The 6,414-nt window shown below is 72.2% G+C and carries 7 protein-coding genes; 2 read left to right on the forward strand and 5 right to left on the reverse strand.

Translation table 11 applies throughout. The annotated features are described in order from the left end of the window. Positions 1-187: 187 nt before the first annotated feature. On the reverse strand, positions 188-1,393 hold the full coding sequence (locus K313_RS22220) for a helix-turn-helix domain-containing protein (RefSeq protein WP_029210964.1): 1,206 nt from the start codon (positions 1,391-1,393) through the stop codon (positions 188-190). Positions 1,394-1,468: 75 nt separating this feature from the next. On the opposite strand from K313_RS22220, the gene K313_RS23400 reads away from it, so the two are divergent. Next, positions 1,469-1,645 (forward strand): hypothetical protein, encoded by a 177-nt coding sequence (locus K313_RS23400; RefSeq protein ID WP_019287500.1) that lies wholly within the window; start codon positions 1,469-1,471, stop codon positions 1,643-1,645. 146 nt (positions 1,646-1,791) lie between these two features. On the opposite strand, the gene K313_RS0106720 is transcribed toward K313_RS23400, so the two are convergent. The 4 genes from K313_RS0106720 to K313_RS0106735 form a co-directional block, all read right to left on the reverse strand. Next, a complete protein-coding gene (locus K313_RS0106720; protein ID WP_029210965.1) occupies positions 1,792-2,343 on the reverse strand; it encodes a GNAT family N-acetyltransferase in 552 nt (183 codons plus the stop codon). Positions 2,344-2,412: 69 nt separating this feature from the next. Then, a complete protein-coding gene (locus tag K313_RS0106725; RefSeq protein WP_029210966.1) occupies positions 2,413-3,141 on the reverse strand; it encodes a DUF72 domain-containing protein in 729 nt (242 codons plus the stop codon). Then, entirely contained in the window at positions 3,138-4,031 is an 894-nt protein-coding gene (locus K313_RS0106730) for an NAD(P)H-hydrate dehydratase (RefSeq protein ID WP_029210967.1), read from the reverse strand. The genes K313_RS0106725 and K313_RS0106730 overlap by 4 nt, the downstream gene beginning before the upstream one ends. Beyond that, positions 4,028-4,804 (reverse strand): histidine phosphatase family protein, encoded by a 777-nt coding sequence (locus K313_RS0106735; protein WP_029210968.1) that lies wholly within the window; start codon positions 4,802-4,804, stop codon positions 4,028-4,030. Before K313_RS0106735 ends, K313_RS0106730 begins: the two co-directional genes overlap by 4 nt. A gap of 195 nt (positions 4,805-4,999) precedes the next feature. Between K313_RS0106735 and K313_RS0106740 the strand changes: the two genes are divergently transcribed. Further along, a complete protein-coding gene (locus K313_RS0106740) occupies positions 5,000-6,301 on the forward strand; it encodes an MFS transporter (RefSeq protein WP_029210969.1) in 1,302 nt (433 codons plus the stop codon). The last annotated feature ends 113 nt before the right edge of the window (positions 6,302-6,414 follow it).

The raw sequence follows: 6,414 nt of genomic DNA on the forward strand, positions 1-6,414 counted from the left end.
CCACTCGAGCGAATGGCGCCTGCGCGTCATCCCGCCGTTGGTCACCAATGGCGTCTGGGGACCGGTTTGGATCGTTCACAAACGCCAGTGGTGACCAATGGCGCGACGGTGTGCGTGTCGACACAAACTGTCAGCTCGGCGACTCAGAGTGAGTCCGCAGCGACAGGTGGTGACGGTGCGCGGTGGCTCAGGCGGGGCCGGCGTTGGTGGAGGTCAGCGTCAGGAGCAGGCGCACCGACTCCTGCAGGTGCTCGGCCGCCCCGCGGTGGTCGCCGAGCTCACCCAGCGCCGTGCCGAGGTGGTGGTGGGCGTCGGCCAGGTCGGAGGCGGCGAGCAGGTGGCCGTCCTCCAGGACGCGCTGCAGTCGGGTCCGACCCTCGGCCCAGTCGGCCGTCGCGCAGGCGTACTTGCCCTGCACGAGCTCCAGCTCGACCTGGTCGCTGCGAGCGGCGCTGAGCGAGAACGCCGTCGAGGCCTTGGCCAGCAGCGCGGGTACGGCGTCGAGATCGACGTCGGCCTTGAGGCGGAAGTCGGCGGCGGCGCGGTGCACCCGGCCCCAGCGGCGCAGGTGGCCGTCGGGGTCGATGGCGGCGATGGCCTGGTCGTAGTAGCTGAGCCCCGCCTCGGGGTCTCCGGTCGAGAGCGCGAGGTTGGCCAGGGCCCAGTAGGCGTTGCCGGCCTCGAGCCGGTTGGGGGCATCCTGGGCGCCGCGGGCGAGGTCCGGCGCCCAGCTGATCGCGTCGCTGTAGCGGTGCTGCTGCCCGAGCGCCGACACGAGCGCGGTGAGGGCGGCGACGCCGGTCGAGCGCCAGGTGGGGGTGGTGCGGAAGGCCATGACGGCGGCCCGGGCCTCGGTGACGGACCCCTCCAGGTCGCCGGTCACGCGCAGGGCGACCGACAGGACCGTGCGCACCCGACCCTGCAGGATCGTGGACTGCTGCGTGAACCAGTGGTCGACGAGGGTGCGGGCCTGCTCGACGACCTGGTCGGCGAAGTCGTTCTCGATGCGCAGCGTGAGGTCCATCAGCGCGGCGGTCCACCAGAGGTCCAGGCGGTCGGCCTCGAGGGCGAAGTCGCGCAGGTCGGACGCGGCCTTGATGGCACCCTCGAAGGTGTGCGTCGTGAGGACGCTGAGCGCCTCGGTCTGCAGCACCGCGGCGCGGGCGTCGCCGCGCTTGCCGGAGGCGAGCGCCCAGGCCCGGACGTGCTCGACCGACAGGCCGAGCCTGCCGGCGACGTGCTCGACGATCTCGCGGCTCGGCGCGCGGTGCCCTGACTCCACGAGGGAGATGTAGCTGCGGGAGAACTCCGGCTCCCCCAGCTCCGACTGGGACAGGCCGGCCGCGACCCTCGCCGCGCGCAGCGCTACTCCGAAACCGTTCTCGTCGCTCATGACCTATTCCCAACTGTTGACAACGCGAGTAACGTACCGCTTGCCGCATCCCCCCGCCAGTAGGAGATTCCCATCATGATCGCCAAGGCCACTCGCGCCATCGCCGTTCTCACCCTCGCAGCCTTCGCTCTGGTCCCCACCGTCGGTGGCAGCTGGCCCACGAGCCAGGACCCCACGGTGGGCGGCAGCTGGCCCACCAGCCAGGACCCCACCGTCGGTGGCAGCTGGCCGACCGTGCTCGACGCTAGCTGATCTCCCTGGTCAGGGCCGGTTTCCTGGCTCGGACGCGCCCGACCGGGTGACCAAGGCCCCCGCTCGACTCCTCGGAGTCCGGCGGGGGCCTTCGGCATGCGGAGGGAGCGGGGCCGTATGCCGTGCCGCCGGTCGCCGACTCGGGATCAGGCGGGCACGGTCGCGTGCAGGGGCAGCTCGAAGTGGACCGTCTCGAAACGATCGTCCCCCTCGTCGCCGCGGGCGTCATAGGTCTCGACCAGGCCCGCACCGCGCCAGAACTCGAGCGCGCCGGGGATCTTGGCGTTGGTGTGGAGGTAGATGACGCGATACCCGCCCTCGGCGCGGACGAACGCGATGGTGGCGTCGACGAGGCGGCGGCCGATGCCGTGGCGGCGCAGCCGCGGGTCGGTGACCAGACGCACCAGCTGCGCCACGTTCGCCCGGTCGGCGTAGCGATCGGCGAGCCAGGCGGGGTGCGGCGGGCTCGCGGGGCCACCGATCCGCGCGGCGCAGGTGCCGACCACGGCGTCCCCGTCGACGGCGACGATCAACGCCTGCCGGGGGTTGTCGACATACACCTCTGTGAGGTGGTCGAGGTCCCAGTGCCACTGCGGCTGGAAGCCGTAGCCCTGGTCGTCGTGGACGCTGGTCAGGATGAGCTCGCGCGCGCCGGCCAGGTCCTGCGGCGTCGTCGCGCGGTGGATGTCGATGGCCATCCCCATACGATAATGCAACTCAGCAGCAATAGAAGTGGGGTGGGAAGTGACCGGCCGGCGGGGGTGGGGTCAGACGCCGAGGCGGGCGCGCAGCCGACGCACGTCGTGCACCGCGTGACCGTGCCCGTCGTTGTTGAAGTAGCCGAGCACGCGGTGCCCCGCGCCCTGCCACTCGCGGATGCGATCGGCCCACCAGTCGAGGTCGGCGTCGCCGTAGCTGCCGGCATACAGGTGGTCGTGGCTGGGGCCGTGCCACCGCACGTAGACCAGCGGCGACGTCGCCCGCAGGACGCACGGCAGGTGCGCCCCGGACATGACGACGTAGGCGGCGCCGTGCCGCTCGAGCAGCGCGAAGACCTCCTCGCGGTGCCAGGACTCGTGCCGCAGCTCCACGGCGACCTCGATCCAGGGCGGCAGGGCCTCGAGCGCGTAGGCCAGTCGCGCGTCGTCCCGCTCCATCGTGGGCGGCAGCTGCAGCAGGAGCGGTCCCCGGCGCCCCCGCAGCTCGTGCAGGCCGCGGGCGATGATCTCGGACCAGCGCTCGGGGGCGTAGAGGCGCTTGGCGTGGGTCAGGCCGCGCGGCGCCTTGACCGTCATGACGAAGCCCTCGGGCAACCGCCGCCGCCAGCTCGCGAAGCTCGCGTCCCGGGGCCAGCGGTAGTGGCTCGCGTTGAGCTCCACGGTCTCGAGCTCGCCGACGTAGCAGGCGAGCCGGTCCGCGGGACGCATGCCGGGCGGGTAGAGGACGCCGTCCCAGTGGGCATAGCTCCAGCCCGAGGTTCCGAGGAGGACGCTCACCCGTCGAGCTCGGCCAGCGCCCGGGGGATCTCGGCGAGCAGCTCGCGGGCGAGGAAGCCGCGGCGACCGTGCACGGCGACCAGGCGCTCGCCCGCACGACCGTGGACGTAGGCGCCCCACACCCCGGCCTGCGCCGGCTCCGCACCGCGGCCGAGCAGCCCGACCAGCACGCCGGCCTTGACGTCGCCGGAGCCGCTGACGGCCATGCCCTCACCCCCGGTCTGGACGGCCCACAGGTCCGCGGTCGCCCGGGTGCCGGGGGTGGTGACGTATGTCGTGGACGCGCCCGACACCACGACGGCTCCGGCACGGCGCGCGAGCCGCAGCGAGGCGCCGATCGGGTCCTCCGAGACGGCATCGTCGTCCTCGCCGAGCGTGTGCGCCAGCTCGGTCGTGTTGGGGGACAGGATGACTCGACCGTCGAGGTGCTGCACGCCGTCCTGGTGCTCGGTCAGATAGGCCATCCCCAGCGCGTCGATCACGACGGGCACGTCGAGGCGCGGGACGACCTGCTCGAGCAGCGCCACCGACGCCTCGGGGGACATGATCCCGGGGCCCAGCAGCACCGCGGCGCACCCCTGCGCCAGGTCCACGATCTCGTCGGCGGCCTCGGGCGCGAGGTTGCCCTCCTCGTCGGCGGGCAGCCCGGCGACATACGCCTCGGGGATGGCCATCGCCATCGGCACCGCCAGCGGCTCGACCGTCGCGATCTGCAGCTTGCCGGCGCCGGCGCGCAGCGCGGCCTCCGCGGCGAGGACGACCCCGCCGGGCATGCGGACGTTGCCGCCGACGACGAGGACGCGACCGTTGCTCTCCTTGTCGCCGCCGTGGCCGGGCAGCTCCCAGTCGCGCAGCAGCCCGGACGAGACGACCTCGGGCTGCCGGCTCACCGGTCCGCGTCCTTGGCGACCGGCTCCTCGTGCGTGGTCTGCGTGCCGGCGTCCTCGAGCGCAGCGGTCTCGGCATAGGTGTCGAGCTCGAGCGAGCCGTCCTCGGCCCGGTCGTAGGACGTCATCGAGCAGTTGGGCAGCGGCGTCTCGTTGTCGATCGTGATGATGCCCTCCTCGTCGAGGCCCTCCAGGACGAGGCGGAAGCTCATGATCACGGCCTGGTGGCTGAAGATCCAGACGTGCTCGTCGGCGTACTCCTGGCGGATGTCGGCGAGGACGCTGCGGACGCGCAGGGCCACGTCGCACCAGGACTCGCCGCCCGGGGGCCGGTGGTAGAACTTGCCGACCTTGGTGCGGCGCTCGGCCTCCTCGGGGTACTCCGCGCGGATGCCGTCACCGGTCAGGCCGTCGAAGATCCCCAGGTCCCGCTCGCGCAGCCGCTCGTCCAGCACGAGCGAGTGGTCCAGGCCGGCCTTCTGCAGCGCGGTCTCGGCGGTGCCGCGCGCCCGGGCGTAGGGCGAGGACAGGATCACCTCGGGGCGCAGCTCCTCGGGGAGGGAGGCGAGGTGGGCGCCCAGCGCCGTCGCCTGCTCGGTGCCGAGGTCGGACAGCGGGGTGTCGGCGTCGCGGAAGTCGATCGCGAGCCGGCCCTCACCCGCCTTGCGCGCCTCGGCGTCCGCGACGTTGCCGAGGCTCTGCCCGTGGCGGACGAGCACGAGCCGTCGGGGTGCGGTCCGCCGTCCGGCGGCGATGGAGTCGGTCTGCTCGGGCACGATTGCCTCCTGCGGGTTGGTCCGGCGCTCCTCTCCGGCTACCCCGTATGCCGCCCCGCCAGACCCGAACCCCGCACAGGCTGGTCACTTTTCGACGACGTTCCCCCGTCCTGGCGTGACCGCTCGGCTGACGGGAGGGTGGGATGGGGGAGCATCCGGCATACGGCCGCTCTCCCCACCACGAAGGACACCCCCGTGAGCACACCCGCCACCTCCACCACCCACGGACGGCCGGCGCCGAGCCGGACCAAGACCCTGCTCGGGACCGGCGTCGGCAACGCCCTCGAGTGGTACGACTGGAACGTCTACGCGACGTTCGCGACGTACATCGCTGCGCAGCTGTTCTCCAAGGCCGACCCCGCCTCGGCGTTCCTGTCCACGCTGGCGATCTTCGCGGTCGGGTTCGTGGCCCGCCCGTTCGGCGGCTACGTCTTCGGCTGGCTCGCGGACCGCATCGGGCGCAAGCACTCCCTCATGGTCGCCGTCGTCCTCGCCTCGGTCGGCTCGCTGCTCATCGCGCTGGCCCCGACGTATGACGCCGTCGGGGTGTGGGCCTCGGTCATCCTGCTCGTGGCGAGGTTGCTGCAGGGCCTGGCGCACGGCGGCGAGCTGCCCTCCGCCCAGACCTATCTCGCGGAGGAGGCACCCCGCGAGCGCCGCGGGTTCTGGGCGTCGTCGATCTACGTCTCCGGCACCGTCGGCCTGCTGATCGGCATGTTCCTCGGGCTGATCCTCGAGACCACCCTCACCGACGCGCAGATGGGCGCGTGGGGCTGGCGCGTGCCGTTCGCCCTCGGCGCGGTGCTCGGCCTGTTCGCCCTGTGGATGCGCACCCGGCTCGAGGAGTCCGCGATCTTCGAGGAGGAGGTGGGCGACGACGCCGCCCCCCGCGAGAACGTCCTCGCCGGCGTGTGGCGGCACAAGCGCCAGGCGCTGCAGGTCATCGGCATGACCATGGGCCTGACCATCACCTACTACGTGTGGTCCGTCAGCACCCCGGCCTACGCCATCAAGGTGCTGAAGTTCGACAAGACCGACGCCTTCTGGGCCTCGATCATCGGCAACACCGTCTTCATCCTCGCGCTGCCCGTGTGGGGTCTCGTGTCCGACCGGATCGGCCGCAAGATCCCCATCCTGATCGCGCTGCTCGGCTCGGCGGTCCTCTACATCCCCATGACCGCGCTCATCGGCCACACCATGTGGCAGCTCGCGCTGGCGATCTCGGTGATGCTGATCCTGCTTGCGGGCTACCTCGCCATCGCGCCGGCCGTGTACGCCGAGATGTTCCCCACCGACGTCCGGGCCACCGGCGTGGGCGTGCCGTACGCCATCTGCATAGCGATGTTCGGCGGCACCGCCCCCTACGTGCAGAACTGGCTCGCGGCGGCGGTCGAGTGGCGGTGGGCGTTCGCGACGTACGCGATCGTGGCGCTGCTGATCTCAGCCGCGACGGTGCTCACGCTGCCGGAGACCCGCGCCAAGGACCTCAGCCACTGACGCCGGTCCTGGCCGTATGCCGCACCCGACGCCTGGTGCGCGCCAACGGGTGGATTTCGCCACCGTCATGCGTGGCGTTCTCCACCCGTTGGTGGTGGCGGTGACCCGTGAGC

This window comes from Arsenicicoccus bolidensis DSM 15745 (genome assembly GCF_000426385.1).
GTDB lineage: Bacteria > Actinomycetota > Actinomycetes > Actinomycetales > Dermatophilaceae > Arsenicicoccus > Arsenicicoccus bolidensis.